This window comes from Pseudomonas sp. (genome assembly GCF_040514055.1).
In the GTDB taxonomy this organism is placed as follows: Bacteria; Pseudomonadota; Gammaproteobacteria; order Pseudomonadales; family Pseudomonadaceae; genus Aquipseudomonas.
In genome coordinates, this window is sequence record NZ_JBEVDL010000003.1 from 1 (window position 1) to 20,925 (window position 20,925).

Sequence of the window (20,925 nt, forward strand, 5' to 3'; positions counted from 1 at the left end):
AGGCGGTTTTTTTGTCAGACACCAACCTTCAGTGTCCGCACTGACGTCTTCGCGAGCAAACTCGCCCCCACAACAGGCTTCGAGTGAAGCCAGAATGTTCAGCCACCTGAGAACCCTGTGGGACCGAGCGGACTCGGGAAGGGGCCACATTTAACGCTGAACATCTTCAGTCAGAACAATCTTCCGCGGGCACCAGGGCCCGCAGAATCAGATTCACTTCTCGACGAATGCGCGCTCGATCAAGTAGTCACCCGGCTCACGCATGCGTGGCGAAACGGTCAGACCGAAGCTGTTCAACACTTCGCTGGTTTCGTCGAGCATGCTCGGGCTGCCGCACAGCATGGCGCGGTCGTCCTGCGGGTTGATCGGCGGCAGGCCGATGTCGCGGAACAGCTTGCCACTGCGCATCAGGTCGGTCAGGCGGCCCTGGTTCTCGAACTCCTCACGGGTGACCGTGGGGTAGTAGATGAGTTTTTCCTTGAGCGCCTCACCGAAGAACTCATTCTGCGGCAGGTGCTCGGTGATGAAATCGCGGTAGGCGACTTCATTCACGTAGCGCACGCCGTGGACCAGGATCACCTTCTCATAACGCTCATAGGTTTCCGGGTCCTGGATCACGCTCATAAAGGGCGCCAGGCCGGTGCCGGTGCTGAGCAGGTACAGGTGCTTGCCCGGCAGCAGGTCGTCCAGCACCAGGGTGCCGGTGGGCTTGCGGCTGACCATGATCTCGTCGCCGGGCTTGAGGTGCTGCAACTGCGACGTCAGCGGGCCGTCCTGGACCTTGATGCTGAAGAACTCCAGGTGCTCTTCATAGTTCGGGCTGGCGATCGAATAGGCGCGCATCAGCGGCCGGCCGGTTTCCTGCTGCAGGCCGATCATCACGAACTGCCCGTTCTCGAAGCGCAAACCGGGGTTACGGGTGCACTTGAAACTGAACAGGGTATCGTTCCAGTGGTGCACACTGAGTACGCGCTCGACGTTCAGGTTGCTCATGTACGGGGCTCCTAAGGATTTCGCCAGCGCCGACCGGGGGCGCGATTGCAGATTATTCTAGTGGCAGCGACAATATCTGTTAAATGGTTTATCAAGATATAGGTTATCGGTTATATAGATATGCGATTCACTCTCCGTCAACTCCAGGTGTTTGTCGCCGTAGCCCAGCAGCAAAGCGTATCGCGTGCTGCCAATCTGTTGGCCCTGTCCCAGTCCGCCGCCAGCACCTCGATCACCGAACTGGAGCGGCAATCGAGCTGCCAGCTGTTCGACCGTGCCGGCAAGCGCCTGAGCCTCAACGCCCTCGGTCGGCAGTTGCTGCCCCAGGCGGTGGCGCTGCTCGACCAGGCCAAGGAGATCGAAGACCTGCTCAACGGCAAGACCGGCTTCGGCTCGCTGGCGGTGGGCGCAACCCTGACCATCGGCAACTACCTGGCGACCCTGCTGATCGGCAGTTTTATGCAGCGCCACCCCGAGTGCCAGGTCAAACTGCATGTACAGAACACTGCGCATATCGTGCAACAGGTCGCCCACCATGAAATTGATCTGGGTCTAATAGAAGGCGACTGCAACCACCCCGACCTCGAGGTGCATCCCTGGGTCGAGGACGAGCTGGTGGTGTTCTGCGCGCCCCAGCATCCGCTGGCCGGGCGTGGCCACGCCAGCCTGGAGCAGCTGGCCGACGAGGCCTGGATTCTCCGCGAGCAGGGCTCCGGGACTCGCCTGACCTTCGACCAGGCCATGCGTCATCGCAACAAGGCGCTCAACGTGCGCCTGGAGCTGGAGCATACCGAGGCGATCAAACGCGCCGTGGAGTCCAGCCTGGGCATCGGCTGTATCTCGCGCCTGGCCCTGCGCGACGCCTTTCGTCGCGGCAGCCTGATCCCATTGGAGACCCCGGAGCTGGACCTGGTGCGCCAGTTCTATTTCATCTGGCATCGGCAGAAATACCAGACCTCGGCCATGCGCGAGTTTCTCGAGCAATGCCGGGAGCTGACGGCCGGGGTGCGGCGCAGCGATGAAATCGTGCTGCTGCCGATCGCCTGAGCGTTCCCCGACCACCGCGCTTGATCAACCCAGCAGGGTCAGCCCCCAGACCACGGCGATCAGCGTCAGGGCAATGGCCTGGGCGGCGCTGCCCATGTCCTTGGCGTTCTTCGACAACGGGTGCAGTTCCAGGGAGATCCGGTCGATCGCCGCTTCCACGGCCGAATTGAGCAGCTCGACGATCAAGGCCAGCAGACAGACGCCAATCAACAGGGCCCGTTCGCCGGGGGTGACCCGGACCACAAAGGCCAGCGGAATCAATACTGCATTGAGCAGCACCAGCTGGCGAAACGCGGCTTCGCCGGTAAAGGCGGCGCGCAACCCGTCCAGCGAATAACCGGCGGCATTGAGAATACGTTTGAGGCCGGTTTGGCCCTTGAATGGCGACATGGTAACGGCAGACTCGAGGCGAAGACGGCGGCAGGGTACTCCAGCCGAGGTCAGCATGGCGTGAAAAAAGTGTAAGGGAAGACTAACCGCCGGGAATCGACTCCAGGTGCTGCAGCAGCAGCGCGGCCTGGGTCCGGGTGCGGACCCCGAGCTTGCGAAAGATCGCCGTGACATGGGCCTTGACCGTGGCCTCGGAGACACTGAGTTCGAAGGCGATCTGCTTGTTCAGCAGACCGTCGCAGACCATGGTCAGTACCCGGAACTGCTGCGGCGTCAGGCTGGCCAAGCCGGCGCTGGCGGCCTTGGCCTCGGCCGATAGCGCGGCGGCCGCATCGGTCTGCGCCGGCCACCAGGCGTCGCCGTCCAGCACGGCGCGCACGGCGTGCTGGATGCTGTCCAGGGAGCTGGATTTGGGAATAAAGCCGCTGGCACCAAACTCCCGGGCACGGGCCATGACGGCGGCATCCTCCTGGGCCGACACCATCACCACCGGAATCTGCGGATACTGCCCGCGCAGCAATACCAAGCCGGAAAACCCATAGGCGCCGGGCATGTTCAAGTCCAGCAGGACCAGGTCCCACTGGGCGCTTTCGGCGAGGCGCGCCTCGATCTCCGCGATGCTGGCCGCTTCCACCAGGCGCACCTCGGGCCCCAACGCCAGGCTCAGGGCATGCTGCAGGGCACTGCGAAACAAGGGGTGGTCATCGGCGATCAGGATGTCGTAGGCAGCCATGGGGCGGATCCTGTTTATTGTTATGGGGCCGTGGGCGGCGCCCAGCATGCCGAGCGCCGGCGGGGTGGTCAAGCGCTGCGCTTTACGGCAGAGTTCAGGCTTTTAGCCGAGTGCCATTATGCGAAGCCACGCCCTGCGCGCCGACCTGTTGATGTTGATCACCGCCGCGATCTGGGGCGCCGCCTTCGTCGCGCAAAGCGTCGGCATGCAGGCGATCGGGCCTTTCCTGTTCAGCGGCCTGCGGTTTGCCCTCGGCGCCCTGATGTTGCTGCCTTTGCTGTTCTGGCAGTCCCGACAGGCGCGTGGCGGCGAGCCGCTGCTGAGCCGTGGACTGCTGGTGGGCGGCGCACTGATGGGACTGGCCCTGGCCATTGGCATCAACCTGCAGCAAGTCGGCCTGCAATTCACCAGCGTGACCAACTCGGGTTTTATCACCGGGCTGTACGTGATCATAGTGCCGCTGCTGGGCCTGCTGCTGGGTCATCGCACCGGCCTGGGCACCTGGCTCGGCGCCAGCCTGGCGGTGGTGGGCATGTTTCTGCTCAGCGTCGGCGACGGCTTTCAGGTGGCCTCCGGCGATTGGCTGCAACTGGCCGGCGCCTTGGTCTGGGGCGTGCACGTGCTGCTGGTGGGCTTTCTCGCCAGTCGCCATGACCCGATCCGCCTGGCCTTTTTGCAGTTCGTGGTCTGCGCCCTGATCAGCCTGGCGCTGGCCCTGGCCCTGGAACCCATCGAACTGGCGGCGATTGGCCGCGCCGGCCCTTCGCTGCTGTACGGCGGCGTGGTGGCGGTGGCCATCGGGTACACCCTGCAGGTGGTGGCGCAGAAACACGCCATTGCCTCCCACGCGGCGATCATCCTCTCCCTGGAGGCGGTGTTCGCCGCCATCGCCGGGGCCTGGCTGCTCGACGAAAGCCTCCACCTGCGCGGCTACCTGGGCTGCGCGCTGATGTTCGTCGGCATGCTGGTGGCCCAGCTCTGGCCGCACCCCGAGGCGGTGGCGGCGAATGGCGGGACCGCGCCGTCTACAAAAACGCCTTGAGTTGCAGGTGCGCGGCATCCTGCAGGTCGGGTTCGAGCTGGAACTTGGCACCCAGGTAATGGGCGGTAAAGACGTCGAGAAAAGCATCCAGCGCGGTGGCTGCCGCCAGGTCGCCGGCCAGCTCCAGGCATAAGGCCGCCACCTCCGCCGTGCACAGGTGGTCATCGCGTTTGGAACGGCGCAGGCGATAGCGCGACAGCTGCTCCGGCTCCAGGCTGAGCACCGGCAGGTGGGCCAGGTAGGGGCTCTTGCGGAACATCTTGCGCGCCTCAGTCCAGGTGGCATCCAGCAGGATAAACAGGGGCCGTTTACCCACCACCGGCGACACCGTTTGGACCACCCGCTCGGGGGCAACGAACTCGCCGGGGAACACCACATAGGGCTGCCATTGCGGATCGGCGAGCACGGCCAGCAATGCCGGGTCGGCACTGGTGCGCGACCAGCCAAAGGCGTAAGTCTGCTCGACCAGATCGGCGATCAGCCAGCCAGTATTGCTCGGCTTCAAGGCTTCGATGTCGTGCATCAGCAGGCACACGCCCGATTCGGTCGGCACCCGCGGGCGCCAGTCGCAGAAACAATGACTGAAAGGCACCCGGCAGCCCGGGCAGCGCGGCGCGCGCGAGCCACGGGCGACAAAGGGCTTGACGCAACGGGCCAGCCGCTCGGCCCGCAGGCGAAACACCGCGTGGCTCATGGGCGGGCACACGCCATACGGATGGAACTGGACATCGGCTATTCCCGTGGACACGCAAAAGGGCCGGCAGTTTACCAGCAGCGAAAGCTTCTGGACCGCGCGGTACGGCAATTGCCCGCCGGCCCATGCTTCGCGGTTAATATGGGCAGCTGATGAACCTCTCGCCGCTACGGCCGGTCGAAGGGGTCGGCTCGCCCACTGGAGAAACCTATGTTACGTCTGACCGTCCTCGCCTTGTCCCTGGCGCTACCCACCGCCCATGCGGCCTCCCTCAACGAGTACGAGTTGGGCAAGATGCTCGAGCGGGTGGCCCGGGAAAGCAGCGTCGGCACCCCCCGGGCGATCAACGCGGACATCCTCGACCAGGGCTATACGGTGGATGGACAGGACCTGGTCAATCACCTGAGCGTGCAGTCCGGCCACGCCGGCGAGATGCGCGGCAACCCCGACGCGGTGCGCGAGCAACTGACCGGCAGCGTCTGCCGCAACAATGGCTACCGCCAGCTGCTGAGCCGCGGCGCCGGCTTGCGCTACGAATTCAGCGAATACAAAAGCAACCTCCCCGTGGTGACCGAGCGGTTCAAGGCCAGTGACTGTGGGCTGACGCCCTGAGGTTGCGCGCCGGTGCGAGGCCCTGACCGGTAATCGCAGCCCCAGCCCAGTCAGCTGACTACCCGTGGATCCCCCTGCCCCGCCACCGCGGCGCATTCGTCCTTGTTCAGCCAGGTGCTTAGCGGCTGTTGCAACAGCTGCGCGCAGGCGGCCAGCACATGGGCCCAGGACGCACCATTGGCGAACAGCATGCCGGCCTCGTCCAGGGTCCCACCGCGGTTGCGGTAGCCCAGTACCCGGGTATGCCCAGGTTCGCCGAGGATCGGCCAGAGGTGCCCGCGCGCGACTTCCGGGCGCATATGGGTGAGCAGCACGCGTCGCGTCAGCCTTGGCGGAAACAGCGATTCACGCAAGGACGGGTCAGCCAGCGCGGCCTGCTCCCAGTGGTCCCGCGCCTCGCCAAAACGCCCCGGCTCCTGCAGGTAGATCAGCTCAAAGGGCGTGCCTGCGGCGTGCAAGCGCTGGCCCGCGCGGCGCATCTCGGCCAGCTGGTAGCTGCCCGTGGCGATCAGCTGCAGCGGCTGCTCACCGGCCAGTGTCTCCAGCAGCAGCGCGCCGTCACGGGCCAGTTGCTCGGCCTGGGCCTGATCGAATACTGCCGGCCGCTCACGCTTGGGTATCACCAGGCAGGCGAGCTGGCCGCGGGCCTGGTAGATGCCCGGCAACACGGCCAGGGCACTGTTATGGTCGGCGGGAAACAGCACCCGGACCATGTCGTGCATTTCACCGAGCAGGGCCTCACAGAAGGTGGTGTCTTGGTGCGACTGCTGATTCTTGCCGTTTTCCCAGGTGTGCGACGTGGCCACCAGCGGCCAGCCGAGCCAGCCCGCCGGGCGCCCCACCTCCTTCTGCTGGCGGGCGAACAACAGGCTTTGGCGCACCGCACCGAGCATTTTCACGCAGAAGGCCTCGTAGCTGGCCACCAGGTTCAGGCCGCCCTGGTTGCCCAGGCAGGCACAAACCACCGCTTCTTCGTTAAGGGCGGTGATAATGGCGCCGTCCAGGGCCTCCTGGGGGCTCTCGGCTTGGCTCACCCGGTGTTTCAGCACGCGCAGGACCTCGGTCAGGCGGTTACTGGCCAATTCGTCCGGGTTGCCGACCCGTGGTCGCAGACCCGGGTTGGCGGCGACCAGATCGACGAAAAAGCGGTCCAGCGCTGTCATCGGCGACAGCGGCTCGTCGCGATAGACCAGCGTCGGCATGCATGGCGCCACGGGCTGGCGCAGGGCCAGGGGGTTGTCGCGGGCCTTGGGTTGGCCAGCCTCGGTGAACAACGCGCGGGCCGCCTCCAGCTCGGCAGGCGGCACCCAGAGCGGCGCCACATGCTGGTTAAACAGCGCCCGCGCCTCGGCGTCCCGGGATGGATTGCCAGGCAGCGGCAGGTTATGCGCGGCGTTGCTGCCGGCGCCGTAAAAACCAAAACCCTTGATCGTCTCGGCGATGCCATAGGGCATCGGCAACGGATAGCGCAGCAGTCCCTGATCTTTTTCGTGCACGCGCCGCGCCAGGCGCTGCTCCATTTCCCACAGCGTACAGACGAAGGCCGCCGCGTCGCGGCCGTCGAAGCTGATCGGATCGAAGCCGCACAAACGTAGGTGCTGGCGAAACCCGTCCAGGCCCTCGAGCGTTCCCAGCTCGGTGCGCTGCTCGATGCGCCGACCGTTGGCGATCATCACCGGCAAGGCCACCCCGCAATCCTCGGCGCGCCACCAGCGCGGCATCCAATCACTGCCCCGTTGTTCCTCGGCGGCACCGTCGGAAAGAAACGCCACCAGGGTTTCTCCCGGCAACGGCAGGTGGGCGTATTGCAGTTCGGCGAACCCCAGGTAACCGCCTTCGGCGATGCCGCCAGCGGTATGGGCGTTGACATGACTGCCCAAGGGCGCGGCCGGCACGCCGTCGGGGCCAACTGCATAGCCGTAGAAATCATTCAGCAAGCGGTTGAAACCCTCTTCGCCAGCCCCGTAGGCCGCGGCCTGCTCCGGATGCAGGTTGTCGGTCAGCAGGTTCAGCGCCTCGATCGCCGCCACACAGTGGCCCTGCCCCATCAACCAGGCGCGGGGCTGACCCGTCAGCCGGTTCAGCGCCAGGTAGCCGGCATAGGCCGGCACCATGTTCAGCGAACCGCCGGTATGGCCCTCGGGGTTGGTTTTGAAGTCGTCGGCGGCCAGTGGTGCGCCGTCCAGGCGCACACGCCGGGCGTAGGTCATATGCACCACCAGCCACAGGCCGCTGGCCGTCAGCCGATCCAGGGCCTGGAAGATCCGGTAGACGCTGGCCAGGCTCGCCTGCTGACCGCCCTGAACCAGCAGGTGGGCCAGCCTGAACACGGCGGCCTGGGTCTCGGGGCGGTGCTGCAAGGGTCCATAACCGGCGCGCCAGGCGGCGAACGTCGGCTCGATGTCGGCATGGGCCTGGAGTTCGTCGAGGCTCGGCAAGGTCTGCGGCATGATCGGTCGGCTCCGGGATGACGGGCGAGAAAGCACCAGCTTAGACAAGCCCCCGGGCATCGATGCTGACCTGCATCAATCGCCGCCGACGGAACGGGGGCCAGGAACGGCGTTGCGCGGGCGGGCATCTGCACAATGGCGTCGGGTCATACGGACCCAGCGTCTGGACGGCCGCTAGCCTGAACTCGGCCTTGCGCCGTCACCGCCGCGCATTCAGACGTGGCGTGCCCGGCAGTTGCAGCGTCCTAACTAAATATGCACCCGGCCGCCTTCAGGCACTGCGAAGGGTCCGGTCATTGTCCAAGGAGCAGTCGAATGCGCTATGAACCCGATGACTACCTGACCCGCCACTTCCAGACCAGTGGTATCGACCTGGCGAGCAAGGTCGATGAACTGGTAGCCCTCAGCGCACCCGGCACCAGCCAGAACCTGGCGCTGTACCGCGACATGCTGATCACCGTGATCCGCATGGCCCAGGCCGACCGCAACCGCTGGGACGCCAAGATCATGCTGCAAACCTTGCGGGAGATGGAGCACGCCTTCAGCGCCCTGGAGCGCTTCAAGCGCCGACGCAAGGTCACGGTATTCGGCTCGGCGCGTACACCCGCCGATCACCCGGTCTATCTCCTGGCCCGCGAACTGGGCGCGACCCTGGCCCGCTATGACCTGATGGTGGTCACCGGCGGCGGGGGCGGCATCATGGCCGCGGCCCATGAGGGCGCCGGCCTGGAAAACAGCCTGGGCTTCAATATCAGCCTGCCATTCGAGCAAGGCGCCAACGCCACCATTGGCGGCAGCGGCAACCTGCTGTCCTTCCACTTCTTCTTTCTGCGCAAGCTGTTCTTCGTCAAGGAAGCGGATGCGCTGGTGTTGTGCCCCGGCGGCTTCGGTACCCTGGACGAAGCCCTGGAAGTGCTGACCCTGATCCAGACCGGCAAAAGCCCCTTGGTCCCGGTGGTTTTGCTGGACCAACCGGGTGGCAGTTTCTGGAGCGATGCACTGGCCTTTATTCAGACCCAACTGGAAGGCAACGGCTATATCCTGCCCAACGACATGCGCTTGATGCGCCTGGTGCACAGCGCCCAGGACGCCGCCGACGAAATTGCTCGTTTCTACAGCAACTTCCACTCCAGCCGCGGGCTCAAGGAACGCTTCGTGATCCGCATGAACCACGCCTTGACCCCCACCGCCCTGGCACAGTTGCACGAAGGGTTCGCCGGACTGTGTCGCCACGACGGCTTCGAACAACTGCCCAATGGCGAAGCTGACGGCGACGAACCGGAACTGCTCCACCTGCCTCGTTTGCTGTTCGCCTTTATCGGCCGACAGCATGGACGCTTGCGCGAGCTGATCGATTTTATCAACCAGCCCGAACACTGGGCGCAGCCCACCTAGGCAGGGCCACGCTGCGACCGGATTTCAAGGCGTAGGTTTCGCACGCACCCCCTTGGCAGACGGCGCGCCGAGGCCACCCTACCCCTACCCGAGAATCTTTATGGCGCGGTGGCAGGGCGGAGCTCACCAGACCACCGAACCCCCTCTCCTACACCGTCATACCCGCGCAGGCGGGTATCCAGGCCGGGCAGCACCTCTGCTGCTGGCATAACGAAGCTTGTTAAAGCGGGTGAGCAAACCGGCGCCACGCGCGGCAGGTTGGTGTCGAACGACGCGCCGAAGCCGACACGCGGTGGGCTGGCCCTGAACGGCGGGCTGTCGTTGAACGGCGCGCCAAGGCCGCCCAACGCCTTCCCGCGGAATAGTCGTGGAGCGGCCAACAGCGGAGTCCACCAGACCACCGCCCTCCTGCCCCGCGCCGTCATACCCGCGCAGGCGGGTATCCAGGCCGGACAGCGCCTCTGCTGCAGGCGTAACGAAACTTGTTAAAGCGAGGGCGCCGGCCGCCACATGCGGTGGGCTGGCGGTGGATGACGCGTCTAGGCCGATATGCGGCGGGCTGGCCCTGAACGGCGCGCCGAGGCCGCCCTACCCTTTCCGCGGGATAGTCGTGCAGCGGTCAACGGCGGTTCCGGAGTCAGTCGTCCTCGAACTGGCCGCGCAACAAACGGCTGATCAAGTCCATCGGATAACCGCGGTAACTCAGAAAGCGCGTTTGCTGGCCGCGCTCACGGGCGTCCAAGGGCAACTGCCCGGCGAACTTGCGGCGCCAGGTGTCTTCCAGTTGCGTTCGCCAGTCGATGCCACTGTCACGCAGCGCCTGGTCGATGGCGCCACGCGGCAAGCCGCGCTGCAGCAACTCTTCACGTATGCGTTGGGGGCCCGAACCCGAGCGGGCGCGGTAACTGACAAAACTCTCGAGATAACGGGCTTCGCAGAGCAAGCCGTCCTCGATCAGGCGATCGAGGGCGGGTTCGATCAGCTCCTCGGGAGCGCCGCGTTGCCGCAGCTTGCGGCTCAGTTCGACGCGGCCGTGCTCGCGCCGGGCCAGCAAATCCATGGCGGCCCGCCGCACCGCGGCGGGGGTGTCGAGCACGACGGGCATGGGGCGGGTTAAACGTCGGCGTCGGCCAGGTCATCGACTGCCGCGGCAGCCGCGGGGGTCGGGCCATTCGCCGATGCCACCAGCAGCTTGTCGCGGATCAGGCGCAACAGGGTCGAACCCACTTCCGGGTTGTCTTCCAGGTACTTGGCCGAGTTGGCCTTGCCCTGACCGATCTTGTTGCCCTGGTAGCTGTACCAGGCACCGGATTTCTCCAGCAAGCCATGGGTCACGCCCAGGTCGATGATCTCGCCGTTGCGGTAGATGCCCTTACCGTAGAGGATCTGGAATTCAGCCTGGCGGAAAGGCGGCGCCACCTTGTTCTTCACCACCTTGACCCGTGTTTCGCTGCCGACCACCTCGTCGCCTTCCTTCACCGCACCGGTACGACGAATATCCAGACGCACCGAGGCGTAGAACTTCAGCGCGTTACCGCCGGTGGTGGTTTCCGGACTGCCGAACATCACGCCGATTTTCATGCGGATCTGGTTGATGAAAATCACCAGGCAGTTGGCGTTCTTGATGTTGCCGGTGATCTTGCGCAGCGCCTGGGACATCAGGCGGGCCTGCAAGCCCACATGCATGTCGCCCATCTCGCCTTCGATCTCGGCCTTGGGCACCAGGGCCGCCACGGAGTCGATCACGATCACGTCCACCGCATTGGAACGCACCAGCATGTCGGTGATTTCCAGCGCCTGTTCACCGGTGTCGGGTTGCGAAACCAGCAGGTCGTCGACATTCACCCCCAGCTTGCCGGCATATTCGGGATCCAACGCGTGCTCGGCGTCGACGAACGCGCAGGTGGCGCCCAGCTTCTGCGCTTCGGCGATCACCGACAGGGTCAGGGTGGTCTTGCCCGAGGATTCCGGACCGTAGATCTCGACGATCCGCCCCTTGGGCAGACCACCAATGCCCAGGGCGATGTCCAGGCCCAGGGAGCCGGTGGAAATCGCCGGGATGGCCTGGCGCTCCTGGTCGCCCATGCGCATCACGGCGCCTTTGCCGAATTGACGTTCGATCTGACCCAGGGCCGCAGCCAAGGCGCGCTTCTTGTTGTCGTCCATTGAAGTCCTCACGTAATCAATTGGGCCTTGCGGCCGAAAACACCTGTATAAGTAGACAGTATTATTCCACAGCCAAGACCGCGCGCCTACCCCTGTCCGGGATTTTCTCCGACCACCAGACGAAGCAATCCCGCCAGGGCCGTCTCCACGGTTTGCAGACGCACCTGCCCGCGATCACCGGGAAATTGGCAACGTCGGGCAACCACCGACGCACCGTCGCCCCAGGCCAGCCAGACCGTGCCCACCGGCTTTTCCGCCGAACCGCCCCCGGGTCCCGCCACGCCGCTGACCGCCACCGCAAAACGGGCACCGCTGCGGGCCTGGGCCCCTTGCACCATGGCTTCGACCACTTCGCGACTGACCGCGCCGACCTGCTGGAACAACAGTGGCGAGACGCCCAGTTGGGCGGTCTTCTGGGCATTGGAATAGGTAATGTAACCGGCTTCGAACCACGCCGAACTGCCCGCAATACGCGTGATCGCCTCGGCGATGCCGCCGCCGGTGCAGGACTCGGCTGTGCTGACTTGGGCAGCCAAGGCGCGCAAGCGTTCACCCAGCTCGGCGGCCGCCAGAGTGATGGTATCCATGGGAGCCTCCGTCATTTATCTGAGGGCACAGCCTACACAACCTGGACGCTTTTGCACGGTGAGACAGGGCAGCGACCCGGGCGCTCGACAGGCACGCCAACGCCGCCCGAGGAATCCGGGTAATATTGGACAATCCGCCAATGTCAAAAAGACGCCCTGCGCTAAGCCATTGAATGAACGACCTTTCTAGCCACACCCCGATGATGCAGCAGTACTGGAAGCTGAAAAACCAGCACCCGGACCAGCTGATGTTTTACCGCATGGGCGATTTCTACGAGATCTTCTACGAAGACGCGAAAAAAGCCGCCAAGCTGCTGGATATCACCCTGACCGCCCGCGGTCAGTCGGCAGGCACCGCCATTCCGATGTGCGGCATCCCCTATCACGCCGCCGAAGGCTACCTGGCCAAGCTGGTCAAGCTCGGCGAATCGGTGGTGATCTGCGAGCAGATCGGCGACCCGGCCACCAGCAAAGGTCCGGTCGAACGCCAGGTGGTGCGCATCATCACCCCCGGGACCATCAGCGACGAGGCGCTGCTCGATGAGCGCCGTGACAACCTGCTGGCCGCCGTGCTGGGCGACGAACGCCTGTTCGGGCTGGCGGTGCTGGACATCACCAGCGGCCGTTTCAGCGTGCTGGAGATCAAGGGCTGGGAGAACCTGCTGGCCGAACTGGAGCGGCTGAACCCGGTGGAGCTGCTGTTCCCGGACGACTGGCCGCAAGGTCTGCCCACCGAAAAACGCCGCGGCGCCCACCGCCGCGCGCCCTGGGACTTCGAGCGCGACTCGGCCTTCAAGAGCCTGTGCCAGCAATTTGCGACCCAGGACCTCAAGGGTTTTGGCTGCGAAACCCTGACCCTGGCCATCGGCGCCGCGGGCTGCCTGCTGGCCTACGCCAAGGAAACCCAGCGCACCGCCCTGCCGCACCTGCGCAGCCTGCGCCATGAGCGGCTGGACGACACGGTGATCCTCGACGCGGCCAGCCGCCGCAACCTCGAACTGGACACCAACCTGGCGGGCGGCCGCGACAACACCCTGCAATCGGTCATCGACCGCTGCCAGACCGCCATGGCCAGCCGCCTGTTGACCCGCTGGCTGAACCGCCCGCTGCGTGACCGGCAGGTGCTGGAACAGCGCCAACAGTCCATCAGTTGTCTGCTGGAACAGTATCGCTTTGAACCCTTGCAGCCCCAGCTCAAGGAAATCGGTGACCTGGAGCGCATCCTGGCGCGCATCGGCTTGCGTAACGCCCGTCCGCGCGACCTGGCGCGCCTGCGCGATGCCCTGGCCGCACTGCCCGCCCTGCAAGTGGCCATGGTCGACCTGCCAGCGCCGCACCTGCAGGCGCTGGCAACGAGCATCGGCACCTACCCGGCCTTGGCCGAACTGCTCGCCCGCGCCATCGTCGACAACCCCCCCGCGGTGATCCGTGACGGCGGCGTGCTGAAAACCGGCTACGACGCGGAACTGGACGAATTGCTGGCCATGAGCGAAAACGCCGGGCAGTTTCTGATCGACCTGGAAGCCCGGGAAAAAGCCCGTACCGGCCTGGCCAACCTCAAGGTCGGCTACAACCGCGTGCATGGCTACTTTATCGAGCTGCCGAGCAAGCAGGCCGAGTCGGCACCGGCCGACTATATCCGCCGGCAAACCCTCAAGGGCGCCGAGCGCTTTATCACGCCGGAACTCAAGGCGTTCGAGGACAAGGCGCTGTCGGCCAAGAGCCGCGCCCTGGCCCGGGAAAAAATGCTCTACGACGCCCTGCTCGAGTCGCTGATCGGTGAGTTGGGCCCGCTGCAGGACAGTGCCGCCGCCCTGGCCGAACTGGACGTACTGGGCAACCTGGCCGAACGCGCCCTGAACCTGGATTTGAACTGCCCGCGCTTCGTCGATGAACCCTGCATGCGCATCGACCAGGGTCGTCACCCGGTGGTCGAGCAGGTGCTGACCACGCCCTTCGTCGCCAACGACCTGGCGCTGGATGACAGCACCCGCATGCTGATCATTACCGGACCGAACATGGGGGGTAAATCGACCTATATGCGGCAAACGGCGCTGATCGTGTTGTTGGCTCATATCGGCAGTTTCGTGCCGGCGGCGTGCTGCGAGCTGTCCCTGGTCGACCGTATCTTTACCCGAATCGGCTCCAGCGACGACCTGGCTGGCGGCCGTTCGACCTTTATGGTGGAAATGAGCGAAACCGCCAATATCCTGCACAATGCCAGCGATCGCAGCCTGGTGCTGATGGATGAAGTCGGCCGCGGCACCAGCACCTTCGACGGCCTGTCGCTGGCCTGGGCCGCCGCCGAGCAGCTGGCCAAATTGCGCGCCTACACCCTGTTCGCCACCCACTACTTCGAATTGACGGTATTGCCCGACAGCGAGCCGCTGGTGGCCAACGTGCACCTGAACGCCACCGAACACAATGAGCGGATCGTCTTTCTGCACCATGTGCTACCGGGGCCGGCCAGCCAGAGTTACGGCCTGGCGGTGGCGCAATTGGCCGGCGTGCCCAGCGCGGTGATCCTGCGCGCCCGCGAGCATTTGGCACGCCTGGAATCCACCGCCTTGCCCCATGACCTGCCGCGCAGCGCCGCCGCGGACCCGACAGTGCCGCTGCAAAGCGACCTGTTCGCCAGCCTGCCGCATCCGGTGCTGGACGAATTGTCCCGCATCACGCCGGATGATCTGACCCCCCGCCGGGCGCTGGAGCTGTTATATACATGGAAAGCGCGAATCTAACGCCCGGAACGCACAAGCTGTTAGAATCGCGCGCGCTTTGGGATGCGCTGGCCTATTAGCCTGGTGCCGCCGCCATAGACCCCGAGCCGAGGAACGCTGTTGATAAAGCGTTCCCAGCCGCCGCCTGAGGAGAACTAGAAATGACCTTCGTCGTCACCGACAATTGCATCAAGTGCAAATACACCGACTGCGTGGAAGTCTGTCCGGTGGACTGCTTCTACGAAGGCCCGAATTTCCTGGTGATTCACCCGGATGAGTGCATCGACTGTGCGCTCTGCGAGCCGGAATGCCCGGCCCAGGCGATCTTCTCCGAAGACGAGGTGCCGGACGGCATGCAGGCCTTTATCGAATTGAACGCCGAGTTGGCCGAAGTCTGGCCCAACATCACCGAACGCAAGGAAGCGCTGGCCGACGCGGAAGAGTGGGACGGGGTCAAAGACAAGCTGCAACACCTGGAGCGCTAACCCGCCCCAACGCAAAAGGCCCGCGAATGCGGGCCTTTTGCGTTCTCTGCACATAAAAAAGGGGCGGATAAACCGCCCACTTTTTGTCCTTACTCCCTCTGTCGAGGCTCATCATCCTGATGAATCGCGTCCTGCGATGTCCTGACTGCCATCCTTGGCAGCCTGTGCCTGTTCCTTGGCACGAGGTCGATTCTACGCACCCGGGAGGCACCGGCAACCCGCCCAGACCGCTCGAAACCGCCTCAAGGAAAACCGGACAACAAGCTTTTAAGATTATTTATCAATCACTTACCCAATAACAACAGAACAAAACGGCGCAGGCTCCCGCCCTGGCCTGGCCAGGACCTACAGTGCCTGTACGCCTCTTCCTACACGCGCGCCCACAAAAAACCCGGCCATGGCCGGGTTTTGCTCACGCATCACGCCCTACTGAAACAACGCATCGCTGGACAAGCCGTTTTTTTCCAGGATCTCGCGTAGCCGCTTGAGGGCCTCGACCTGGATTTGCCGCACCCGTTCGCGGGTCAGGCCAATTTCCTGGCCGACCTCCTCCAGCGTACAGCTCTCATGGCCGCGCAGGCCAAAGCGGCGAATCACCACCTCGCGCTGCTTGTCGGTCAGCTCCGACAGCCATTGGTCGATACTCTGCGACAGGTCATCGTCCTGCAGCAGCTCGCAGGGGTCGGTGGGGCGGTCATCCGTAAGAGTGTCGAGCAGGGTCTTGTCCGAATCCGGACCCAAGGAGACATCCACGGAAGAAACCCGCTCGTTGAGGCCCAGCATACGCTTGACCTCGCCCACCGGTTTCTCCAACAGGTTGGCGATCTCCTCGGCAGAGGGCTCGTGGTCGAGTTTCTGGGTCAGCTCACGGGCGGCACGCAAATAAACGTTCAGCTCCTTGACCACATGAATCGGCAAGCGGATGGTCCGCGTCTGATTCATGATCGCCCGTTCGATGGTCTGGCGTATCCACCAGGTCGCATAGGTCGAAAAACGAAAACCGCGCTCCGGGTCGAACTTCTCCACGGCGCGAATCAGACCGAGATTGCCTTCTTCGATCAGGTCCAGCAGGGACAAGCCACGGTTGACGTAACGCCGGGCAATCTTCACCACCAGGCGTAAATTACTTTCGATCATCCGTTTTCGCCCAGCCGGATCGCCCTTCTGCGCCAGTCGCGCGAAGTGCACTTCCTCTTCCGGGGTCAACAACGGGGAAAAACCGATTTCGTTAAGGTACAACTGGGTCGCATCCAGCGCCCGTGTGTAATCGATATACTTATGCTGCTTGGGCGAAGAGGAGCTCTTGGCTTTAGCGCGAGTGGGAGGGCTGTCGGACTCCTCACTGACCCTGTCATCCAAGACAATGGCGGGCTCCATCAAGAGCACTTCATCGTCTAACTCAAACTCCGGCGCTTCTTTGTCGAGTGCCATATTCTTATTGTCCTATGCTGAGTCGACAACAAGCCCTGGCGACGCCTAATGTCCCTGGCAATACCCGAGCCCGTTCTTACCACGCATTGGCACAGGCTGACGGCGGATCAACGAGTGGGCAGGTATTGCAGAGGATCGACAGGTTTACCCTGGCGGCGAATCTCGAAATGGAGCTTCACCCGATCGGTTCCCGTGGAACCCATCTCAGCAATAGTCTGACCGACTTTGACCTGCTGCCCCTCCCGTACCAAAAGCCTGCGGTTATGACCGTAGGCACTCACGTAGGTATCGCTGTGTTTAATGATCACCAACTCGCCGTAGCCCCGTAAACCACTTCCGGCGTACACCACTGATCCATTAGACGCAGCAGAAACAGGCTGTCCTAATTCCCCAGCTAGATCAATTCCTTTATTCAAACTACCGTTTGAGGAGAATCGTCCGATCAAAACCCCCGTCGCAGGCCATGCCCAGCCCGCTGCGGAAGGTTTTACCGGCTGTATCGGGGTGGTGGCGGACGAGGGTTTTTCCGGCGTTGGCAGCGGAACTGGATGAACGGCACCGGTTTGAGAAGAAGGCGCACCCGGCTTGCCCGGTGCCGGAGTGACCACCACCGGCGGTTTGGTCGCAACCACCACACCCGGTTTGGACTCGGAATCGAAACGTACCACCTGGCCGGGACGAATCACGTAAGGCGGTGCGATGGCATTGCGCGCGGCCAGGGCTTTCCAATCCCAGCCAAAACGAAAGGCGATGGAATACAAGGTATCACCGCGTTGCACGCGGTACTGGCCGCCGATCTTGGTCGGCCGCTGGGGCTGCGCGGCTGTCCCACGGGTATTGCGGTCGACCACCTGCACCTCGCTGGAACGCGAGGCGCAACCGGTCAACAACGTACCAAGCAGCAGGCCGCCTGATACCATCCCAATCCACCGCTGCATGCCTCTAAGCCTCACCCGCCTCTCCCTTCTGGTGCCAAAAAACAAAGCCTCGCGCCCTCTTTGCCGGCAGCTCGCGTGGCGTCGCGCCCAACGAAAGCACGGCACCGGCAAGCCGCTGAAAGTGGAAGCATAGAACCGCCGCATCCCGCATCGCTCGGTTGCGTCATCAAATCACCGGACCATTGAGCAACGGCACAAAACGAACAGCATCCAGGACGTGCCGAGAGAACCCGTCCTCCTCACGAACGATCAACATCAACTGTTGGACATCTCCCGCCCCAACGGGAATGACCAGGCGCCCGCCCGGCGCCAGCTGATCGAGCAATGCCTGAGGGACCTCGGCCGCGGCCGCCGTGACGATGATGCCGTTATAGGGCGCCAATGCCGACCAGCCGTCCCAGCCATCGCCCCAGCGGAACACCACGTTACGCAGGTTGAGCTCCAGCAGACGCTCCTTCGCACGCTCCTGCAGGGCTTGAATGCGCTCGACCGAAAACACCCGCTCGACCAACTGCGCCAACACCGCGGTCTGGTAACCCGACCCGGTGCCGATCTCCAGCACCTTGTCCAGCGGACCGGCCGCCAGCAGCAGCTCGCTCATACGCGCCACCATGTAAGGCTGGGAGATGGTCTGGTTATGGCCGATCGGCAGCGCCGTGTCTTCATAAGCACGGTGAGCCAGCGCCTCATCGACGAACAGGTGCCGGGGTGTCCGACGGATAACCTCCAGCACCCGGGCGTTGGACAGTCCCTCTTCATACAGGCGCTGGATCAAGCGCTCGCGGGTTCGCTGCGAGGTCATGCCGATGCCACGGCGCTGCAGTTCATCTTGCTCGCGACTCATCAGAGCAGGCCCTCCACCCAACGGTCGAGTCCCTTGAAGGCCTCATGGAAGGTGCGGTCCAGTTGCAAGGGCGTGACCGACACATAGCCCTGCAGCACCGCGTGAAAATCCGTACCGGGCCCGGCATCCTCGGCGTCGCCCGCCACGGCGATCCAGTAGCCTTCGCGGCCACGGGGATTGACTACCTTGACCGGTGCCGCCGCGCGGGCGCGATGGCCCAGGCGGGTCAGCTGGACGCCACGCAGATGGCTGAGCGGCAAGTTGGGGATGTTGATGTTGAGCACCGTGCGTGGCGGCAGGTTGAGCCGCTCGTGAGCCGTCACCAGTTGCCGGGCGACATGCGCCGCGGTCACCAGGTGCTCGGGCTGACGCGACACCAGGGAAAAGGCGAAGGCTGGCAGGTCGAGGAAGCGCCCCTCCAGCGCCGCGGCAACGGTACCGGAATAGAGCACGTCATCCCCCAGGTTGGCCCCCAGGTTGATACCCGACACCACCATATGCGGCACCTCTGGCAACAAGCCATTGAGCCCGAGGTGGACACAATCAGTGGGTGTGCCATCGATGCCGATAAAGCCGTTGGGCAAAGTATGCGGGTACAGCGGACGGTCCAGGGTCAGCGCACTGCTGGCGCCACTGCGATCCTGATCGGGTGCGATGACCACGCAGTCGGCGTAGTCCACCAGGGCACCGTGCAGTGCCGCGAGCCCGGGTGCCATCACTCCATCGTCATTAGAAATCAGAATGCGCATGGGTTATCCGTCTGCCCCGCCGGCAACAGATCGACCAGTTCGCGCACCAGTACGGTGGCGAAACATCCAGCCGGCAGGACGAATTCCAGTTGTAGAATGTCAGGCTCGGGATAATGCCACGTCAACCCGCCAATGGGGAGGCGCAGGATACGCCGTTCGTGCGCCAAGCCCGCGCTGACCAACCAGTCGCACAACAGCGGCTCCCGCTCGGCCGTGCGCTGTTCCAGTGCCGCGCTGGCACCACCGGCCGGCGAGGCACCCTCGCCCCACAACGGGCCGGTCGGATGCAGGTCCAGCAGCGCCAGCCGCGGATCGCCACACTCGGCCTCGCCAGCCGGGAAGAAACTACGACTGTCGGTAAACGCCAGCAGGTCCCCCACCTGCGCCCGTTGCCAACTGCCGTCGGCCACCCGCGCCGCCAGTACCTGATTGAACAGGTAACTGCGCGCCGCTGATAACACCCGCGAACGGATATTGCGTTGTTCTGGCAGGACCTTGCCCACGGCATAGTGACGGGCCTGGCCCAGGTTGCCGCCGTCATGCCCGAAACGCTGCAGGCCGAAATAGTTCGGTACGCCCTGGGCCGCGATCTGCTGCAAGCGACTGTCCAGCTCACCGCGCTCACCGGCCAGCTGGGTCAGGCGCAAGGTAAAGCCGTTGGCCGCATGGGCACCGCGCTGCAACTTGCGACTGTGCCGGGTGCTGGACAGGATGCGCAGGCTGTCGTCCTGGGCGGCGGACAGGTCCGGGTCGGCCTTGCCCGGCAGTTGGATGCTGAACCACTGGCGGGTCAGCGCCTGGCGGTCCTTGAGGCCCGCGTAGCTGACCGTGCGCAGTTGCACACCGGCCGCGCGCGCCAGCTTGCGCGCCGCCTCCTCGGTGTTCAGGCCGCGTTTCTCGACCCACAACCAGAGGTGTTCACCGCTGCCGGACAACGGGATATCGAGCACCTCGTCGACCTGGAAATCCTCGGCCGTGGCCTTGAGCACCGCGCGCCCCACCGGCGCGCCATAGGCCCGCGGCCCCAACAACTGCTGCTCCGTCAGTACAGTCATTGGGCCACCAACAAGGCCACCGCATGCACCGCGATACCTTCTTCGCGACCGGTAAAGCCGAGTTTCTCCTCGGTGGTGGCCTTGACGTTGACCTGGTCGAGGTCGACCTGCAGGTCGGCGGCGATCAGGCTGCGCATGGTCTCGATATGCGGGGCCATTTTCGGCGCCTGAGCGACTATGGTGGCGTCAACGTTGCCGACCTTCCAGCCCTTGGCCTGCACCAGGGCCAGCACCTGGCGCAACAGCAGACGGCTGTCGGCACCCTTGAACTGCGCATCGGTGTCCGGGAAATGCCGACCGATATCGCCCAGCGCCGCGGCGCCGAGCAAGGCGTCACTCAGGGCGTGCAGCAGCACGTCGCCATCGGAGTGGGCCAACAAACCAAAACGATGAGTAATCCGCACCCCACCCAGGGTGATGAAATCGCCCGCCGCAAAGCGGTGAACGTCGTAACCATGGCCAATACGCATTGCGAGTTACTTCCTTGAAATCAGGCCCAGAAAAGTCAGGGCGTGATTCTAACTGAAAGCGGCAAGGCATGAACCACGGGTGACCCCACGGCAGCCTGGCCGGAGGGCGCGATCCGAAAACGGC

20 protein-coding genes are annotated in these 20,925 nt (G+C 64.2%); 6 read left to right on the forward strand and 14 right to left on the reverse strand.

Annotated features, from left to right (window positions below; genetic code table 11):
• Positions 1 to 213 precede the first annotated feature (213 nt).
• On the reverse strand, positions 214 to 993 hold the full coding sequence (gene fpr, locus ABWY06_RS00935) for a ferredoxin-NADP reductase (protein ID WP_353923677.1): 780 nt from the start codon (positions 991 to 993) through the stop codon (positions 214 to 216).
• A gap of 120 nt (positions 994 to 1,113) precedes the next feature.
• Between fpr and ABWY06_RS00940 the strand changes: the two genes are divergently transcribed.
• On the forward strand, positions 1,114 to 2,040 hold the full coding sequence (locus ABWY06_RS00940) for a LysR family transcriptional regulator (protein ID WP_353923678.1): 927 nt from the start codon (positions 1,114 to 1,116) through the stop codon (positions 2,038 to 2,040).
• Positions 2,041 to 2,064: 24 nt separating this feature from the next.
• Here the strand turns inward: ABWY06_RS00940 and ABWY06_RS00945 are convergent, their stop codons facing one another.
• Entirely contained in the window at positions 2,065 to 2,430 is a 366-nt protein-coding gene (locus ABWY06_RS00945) for a diacylglycerol kinase (protein ID WP_353923679.1), read from the reverse strand.
• 82 nt (positions 2,431 to 2,512) lie between these two features.
• Positions 2,513 to 3,163: a response regulator transcription factor ErdR gene (gene erdR, locus ABWY06_RS00950; RefSeq protein WP_353923680.1), complete on the reverse strand. Its 651-nt coding sequence runs from the start codon at positions 3,161 to 3,163 to the stop codon at positions 2,513 to 2,515.
• 118 nt (positions 3,164 to 3,281) lie between these two features.
• Between erdR and ABWY06_RS00955 the strand changes: the two genes are divergently transcribed.
• On the forward strand, positions 3,282 to 4,205 hold the full coding sequence (locus ABWY06_RS00955; protein WP_353923681.1) for a DMT family transporter: 924 nt from the start codon (positions 3,282 to 3,284) through the stop codon (positions 4,203 to 4,205).
• On the opposite strand, the gene ABWY06_RS00960 is transcribed toward ABWY06_RS00955, so the two are convergent.
• Positions 4,189 to 4,899 carry a tRNA-uridine aminocarboxypropyltransferase gene (locus tag ABWY06_RS00960; protein WP_353923682.1) on the reverse strand — a complete coding sequence of 237 codons (711 nt, stop codon included), beginning with the start codon at positions 4,897 to 4,899 and terminating at the stop codon, positions 4,189 to 4,191. The two genes, ABWY06_RS00955 and ABWY06_RS00960, sit on opposite strands and share 17 nt — an antisense overlap.
• 210 nt (positions 4,900 to 5,109) lie before the next feature.
• Between ABWY06_RS00960 and ABWY06_RS00965 the strand changes: the two genes are divergently transcribed.
• Positions 5,110 to 5,511, forward strand: coding sequence for a quorum-sensing-regulated virulence factor family protein (locus tag ABWY06_RS00965; protein ID WP_353923683.1), 402 nt, complete (start codon positions 5,110 to 5,112; stop codon positions 5,509 to 5,511).
• 50 nt (positions 5,512 to 5,561) lie between these two features.
• Here ABWY06_RS00965 and ABWY06_RS00970 read toward each other — a convergent pair whose 3' ends face one another.
• The gene (locus tag ABWY06_RS00970; protein ID WP_353923684.1) at positions 5,562 to 7,961 is read right to left on the reverse strand and encodes a phosphoketolase family protein; all 2,400 of its coding nucleotides are present in this window, start codon (positions 7,959 to 7,961) and stop codon (positions 5,562 to 5,564) included.
• Positions 7,962 to 8,276: 315 nt separating this feature from the next.
• On the opposite strand from ABWY06_RS00970, the gene ABWY06_RS00975 reads away from it, so the two are divergent.
• Positions 8,277 to 9,356, forward strand: coding sequence for an LOG family protein (locus ABWY06_RS00975; RefSeq protein ID WP_353923685.1), 1,080 nt, complete (start codon positions 8,277 to 8,279; stop codon positions 9,354 to 9,356).
• Between the two features lie 637 nt (positions 9,357 to 9,993).
• On the opposite strand, the gene recX is transcribed toward ABWY06_RS00975, so the two are convergent.
• The 3 genes from recX to ABWY06_RS00990 all read right to left on the reverse strand — a co-directional run bounded on the left by recX (position 9,994) and on the right by ABWY06_RS00990 (position 12,109).
• Entirely contained in the window at positions 9,994 to 10,461 is a 468-nt protein-coding gene (gene recX, locus ABWY06_RS00980; RefSeq protein ID WP_353923686.1) for a recombination regulator RecX, read from the reverse strand.
• Between the two features lie 8 nt (positions 10,462 to 10,469).
• Positions 10,470 to 11,522 (reverse strand): recombinase RecA, encoded by a 1,053-nt coding sequence (gene recA / locus ABWY06_RS00985; RefSeq protein ID WP_353923687.1) that lies wholly within the window; start codon positions 11,520 to 11,522, stop codon positions 10,470 to 10,472.
• Between the two features lie 86 nt (positions 11,523 to 11,608).
• The gene (locus ABWY06_RS00990) at positions 11,609 to 12,109 is read right to left on the reverse strand and encodes a CinA family protein (RefSeq protein WP_353923688.1); all 501 of its coding nucleotides are present in this window, start codon (positions 12,107 to 12,109) and stop codon (positions 11,609 to 11,611) included.
• A gap of 173 nt (positions 12,110 to 12,282) precedes the next feature.
• Here ABWY06_RS00990 and mutS point away from each other — a divergent pair, with 173 nt between their 5' ends.
• Both mutS and fdxA read left to right on the forward strand, forming a co-directional pair.
• Complete coding sequence (mutS, locus tag ABWY06_RS00995) at positions 12,283 to 14,850, forward strand: DNA mismatch repair protein MutS (RefSeq protein WP_353923689.1); 2,568 nt, start codon at positions 12,283 to 12,285, stop codon at positions 14,848 to 14,850.
• A 140-nt stretch (positions 14,851 to 14,990) separates the two neighbouring features.
• On the forward strand, positions 14,991 to 15,314 hold the full coding sequence (gene fdxA / locus ABWY06_RS01000) for a ferredoxin FdxA (protein WP_353923690.1): 324 nt from the start codon (positions 14,991 to 14,993) through the stop codon (positions 15,312 to 15,314).
• Between the two features lie 426 nt (positions 15,315 to 15,740).
• Here the strand turns inward: fdxA and rpoS are convergent, their stop codons facing one another.
• The 6 genes from rpoS to ispF all read right to left on the reverse strand — a co-directional run bounded on the left by rpoS (position 15,741) and on the right by ispF (position 20,801).
• Positions 15,741 to 16,745, reverse strand: a complete 1,005-nt coding sequence (gene rpoS, locus ABWY06_RS01005) for an RNA polymerase sigma factor RpoS (RefSeq protein ID WP_353923691.1) — start codon at positions 16,743 to 16,745, stop codon at positions 15,741 to 15,743.
• A gap of 107 nt (positions 16,746 to 16,852) precedes the next feature.
• Positions 16,853 to 17,683, reverse strand: coding sequence for a peptidoglycan DD-metalloendopeptidase family protein (locus tag ABWY06_RS01010; RefSeq protein ID WP_353923692.1), 831 nt, complete (start codon positions 17,681 to 17,683; stop codon positions 16,853 to 16,855).
• 166 nt (positions 17,684 to 17,849) lie between these two features.
• Positions 17,850 to 18,485 (reverse strand): protein-L-isoaspartate(D-aspartate) O-methyltransferase, encoded by a 636-nt coding sequence (locus ABWY06_RS01015; RefSeq protein ID WP_353923718.1) that lies wholly within the window; start codon positions 18,483 to 18,485, stop codon positions 17,850 to 17,852.
• Between the two features lie 41 nt (positions 18,486 to 18,526).
• Positions 18,527 to 19,276 carry a 5'/3'-nucleotidase SurE gene (surE, locus tag ABWY06_RS01020; protein ID WP_353923693.1) on the reverse strand — a complete coding sequence of 250 codons (750 nt, stop codon included), beginning with the start codon at positions 19,274 to 19,276 and terminating at the stop codon, positions 18,527 to 18,529.
• Positions 19,264 to 20,331 (reverse strand): tRNA pseudouridine(13) synthase TruD, encoded by a 1,068-nt coding sequence (gene truD, locus ABWY06_RS01025; RefSeq protein ID WP_353923694.1) that lies wholly within the window; start codon positions 20,329 to 20,331, stop codon positions 19,264 to 19,266. The genes surE and truD overlap by 13 nt, the downstream gene beginning before the upstream one ends.
• Positions 20,328 to 20,801: a 2-C-methyl-D-erythritol 2,4-cyclodiphosphate synthase gene (gene ispF / locus ABWY06_RS01030; protein ID WP_353923695.1), complete on the reverse strand. Its 474-nt coding sequence runs from the start codon at positions 20,799 to 20,801 to the stop codon at positions 20,328 to 20,330. The genes truD and ispF overlap by 4 nt, the downstream gene beginning before the upstream one ends.
• Positions 20,802 to 20,925: the final 124 nt, after the last annotated feature.

What these genes read in the sequence shown, in the direction of transcription:
- fpr (WP_353923677.1), bottom strand. Translation starts at nt 993, where the DNA reads ATGAGCAACCTGAACGTCGAGCGCGTACTCAGTGTGCACCACTGGAAC.
- ispF (WP_353923695.1), bottom strand. Translation starts at nt 20,801, where the DNA reads ATGCGTATTGGCCATGGTTACGACGTTCACCGCTTTGCGGCGGGCGAT.
- ABWY06_RS01010 (WP_353923692.1), bottom strand. Translation starts at nt 17,683, where the DNA reads ATGCAGCGGTGGATTGGGATGGTATCAGGCGGCCTGCTGCTTGGTACG.
- ABWY06_RS00965 (WP_353923683.1), top strand. Translation starts at nt 5,110, where the DNA reads ATGTTACGTCTGACCGTCCTCGCCTTGTCCCTGGCGCTACCCACCGCC.
- ABWY06_RS00955 (WP_353923681.1), top strand. Translation starts at nt 3,282, where the DNA reads ATGCGAAGCCACGCCCTGCGCGCCGACCTGTTGATGTTGATCACCGCC.
- ABWY06_RS00960 (WP_353923682.1), bottom strand. Translation starts at nt 4,899, where the DNA reads ATGAGCCACGCGGTGTTTCGCCTGCGGGCCGAGCGGCTGGCCCGTTGC.
- ABWY06_RS00940 (WP_353923678.1), top strand. Translation starts at nt 1,114, where the DNA reads ATGCGATTCACTCTCCGTCAACTCCAGGTGTTTGTCGCCGTAGCCCAG.
- rpoS (WP_353923691.1), bottom strand. Translation starts at nt 16,745, where the DNA reads ATGGCACTCGACAAAGAAGCGCCGGAGTTTGAGTTAGACGATGAAGTG.
- mutS (WP_353923689.1), top strand. Translation starts at nt 12,283, where the DNA reads ATGAACGACCTTTCTAGCCACACCCCGATGATGCAGCAGTACTGGAAG.
- erdR (WP_353923680.1), bottom strand. Translation starts at nt 3,163, where the DNA reads ATGGCTGCCTACGACATCCTGATCGCCGATGACCACCCCTTGTTTCGC.
- surE (WP_353923693.1), bottom strand. Translation starts at nt 19,276, where the DNA reads ATGCGCATTCTGATTTCTAATGACGATGGAGTGATGGCACCCGGGCTC.
- ABWY06_RS00970 (WP_353923684.1), bottom strand. Translation starts at nt 7,961, where the DNA reads ATGCCGCAGACCTTGCCGAGCCTCGACGAACTCCAGGCCCATGCCGAC.
- truD (WP_353923694.1), bottom strand. Translation starts at nt 20,331, where the DNA reads ATGACTGTACTGACGGAGCAGCAGTTGTTGGGGCCGCGGGCCTATGGC.
- ABWY06_RS00975 (WP_353923685.1), top strand. Translation starts at nt 8,277, where the DNA reads ATGCGCTATGAACCCGATGACTACCTGACCCGCCACTTCCAGACCAGT.
- ABWY06_RS00990 (WP_353923688.1), bottom strand. Translation starts at nt 12,109, where the DNA reads ATGGATACCATCACTCTGGCGGCCGCCGAGCTGGGTGAACGCTTGCGC.
- ABWY06_RS00945 (WP_353923679.1), bottom strand. Translation starts at nt 2,430, where the DNA reads ATGTCGCCATTCAAGGGCCAAACCGGCCTCAAACGTATTCTCAATGCC.
- recX (WP_353923686.1), bottom strand. Translation starts at nt 10,461, where the DNA reads ATGCCCGTCGTGCTCGACACCCCCGCCGCGGTGCGGCGGGCCGCCATG.
- ABWY06_RS01015 (WP_353923718.1), bottom strand. Translation starts at nt 18,485, where the DNA reads ATGACCTCGCAGCGAACCCGCGAGCGCTTGATCCAGCGCCTGTATGAA.
- fdxA (WP_353923690.1), top strand. Translation starts at nt 14,991, where the DNA reads ATGACCTTCGTCGTCACCGACAATTGCATCAAGTGCAAATACACCGAC.
- recA (WP_353923687.1), bottom strand. Translation starts at nt 11,522, where the DNA reads ATGGACGACAACAAGAAGCGCGCCTTGGCTGCGGCCCTGGGTCAGATC.